Here is a 1,418-nt window from a genome sequence, read left to right as displayed (position 1 = left end):
TGGCTGATTCATCTAGCCATACGGTTAGAGAACCGTGCTGCTTGAGGCCCTTGTTATAAGAGGGCCAGTTGGTGATTTTAACATTTTGTTTTGCCATGGATACCTGATTTTGAAACAACTGTGGTGATCTGCTCCGATGATTACCCAAAAGTTCTATTTATTCAACAAAGCCGTAGAAAATGCTTGTCCCCTCAGGTGTACAGTTTTCTCATGCAGTTAGGCCACATAAGAATACGGCACACCTAAGATGACAAGCATTTTCTGCCAAAACGGGTATGGCAAAACAGCACGATTCCCTATTATTCAACAAATCCTCAACCACACTGAACATCAAAGGAGAAAGCTACCGGTTAAAGGAAAAACGCAAAGCCGGAGTGCTGGCAAAAAACGCCACGCCAGTCAGTGATGGTGAAATGGCGGAAAGCGGGCAACATTAATGAGCAATAGCGGACATTAAAAATGGCGAAAAACGGCCAATAATCTTGGCGTTGATAATCTCGCAGAATGTGGTAAATATTCGGTGGTGTGATCTGCTAAACATAACAAAAATCGGCAGGGGTGTTATTCTATAGAAAAGCCGTTAACTATCAGATTAGCAGGCGGAAAAATCTGCTGAACCATTAATGTGCCTTTACGGAAGGAGCTTATTATGGCTTATAAACATATCCTGATTGCTGTTGACCTTTCTCCAGAAAGTAAAGTGTTAGTGGAAAAGGCGGTCTCGATGGCAAGGCCGTACAATGCCAAAGTCTCGTTGATCCACGTCGACGTCGATTACTCCGATCTGTACACTGGCCTGATTGATGTGAATCTGGGCGACATGCAGCAGCGTATTTCTGAAGAAACGCAAAACGCGTTGACCGATCTCTCTAAAAACGCAGGTTATCCGATCACGGAAACCTTGAGTGGCAGTGGCGATCTGGTGCAGGTTTTGGTGGATGCTATCAAGAAATACGATGCTGACCTAGTGTTATGCGGGCACCATCAGGATTTTTGGAGCAAGCTGATGTCTTCCGCGCGTCAACTGATCAACACCGTGCATGTGGACATGCTGATCGTTCCGTTGCGTGATGACGAAGAGTAACATCCTCGTTCTCTTCCTCTCCCCGGTTAAGGCCGGGGAGCCTTTTTAGCTAGTGCATTTTTTTGCAAATTGACCGATTTTTTTGTCGTGTATTCAATGAGTTGATGTAGCATCAAACGTAGTACTCGCGTTCGATGTAAGTACCGACGATCCTATCGTGCATTTCGGATGATTTTGAATATCCGAGCGTCTTGCGATTGAGCCGTTGCAATCGGTTACGCAGCGTCAGATGTGTACGCTCAATACGCTGTGTATACAGCTTGCTAACAATGTGTTTTACTTTTGGAAGTTCGTCGTTGTAAGCCCTGTAGCCATCCGTGTTTGCATGACTGAC

4 protein-coding genes and 1 pseudogene are annotated in these 1,418 nt (G+C 45.2%); 3 read left to right on the top strand and 2 right to left on the bottom strand.

All coding sequences use genetic code 11. The features are described 5' to 3' along the window. Positions 1–97 (bottom strand): annotated as a pseudogene (locus tag QZ506_RS05380) (IS5/IS1182 family transposase); the annotation flags it as partial. 23 nt (positions 98–120) lie between these two features. Between QZ506_RS05380 and QZ506_RS05375 the strand changes: the two are divergent. From QZ506_RS05375 to uspA, 3 genes are all read left to right on the top strand, one after another. Continuing rightward, positions 121–246 carry a hypothetical protein gene (locus tag QZ506_RS05375; protein WP_291969594.1) on the top strand — a complete coding sequence of 42 codons (126 nt, stop codon included), beginning with the start codon at positions 121–123 and terminating at the stop codon, positions 244–246. A gap of 29 nt (positions 247–275) precedes the next feature. Next, positions 276–437 (top strand): hypothetical protein, encoded by a 162-nt coding sequence (locus QZ506_RS05370; protein WP_291969596.1) that lies wholly within the window; start codon positions 276–278, stop codon positions 435–437. A gap of 212 nt (positions 438–649) precedes the next feature. Beyond that, the gene (gene uspA, locus QZ506_RS05365; protein ID WP_291969592.1) at positions 650–1,084 is read left to right on the top strand and encodes a universal stress protein UspA; all 435 of its coding nucleotides are present in this window, start codon (positions 650–652) and stop codon (positions 1,082–1,084) included. 112 nt (positions 1,085–1,196) lie between these two features. Here uspA and QZ506_RS05360 read toward each other — a convergent pair. Then, a partial coding sequence (locus QZ506_RS05360; RefSeq protein WP_291969590.1) for an IS1 family transposase occupies positions 1,197–1,418 on the bottom strand: 222 nt, incomplete at its 5' end.

This window comes from Candidatus Symbiopectobacterium sp. (assembly GCF_020054415.1).
Taxonomy (GTDB): domain Bacteria; phylum Pseudomonadota; class Gammaproteobacteria; order Enterobacterales; family Enterobacteriaceae; genus Symbiopectobacterium.
The sequence above is the reverse complement of the archived record's forward strand: the minus strand, read 5'-3'. Positions and strand labels throughout refer to the sequence as shown.

Coding starts and splice junctions, on each gene's coding strand:
- uspA (WP_291969592.1), top strand. CDS start 650: ATGGCTTATAAACATATCCTGATTGCTGTTGACCTTTCTCCAGAAAGT.
- QZ506_RS05370 (WP_291969596.1), top strand. CDS start 276: ATGGCAAAACAGCACGATTCCCTATTATTCAACAAATCCTCAACCACA.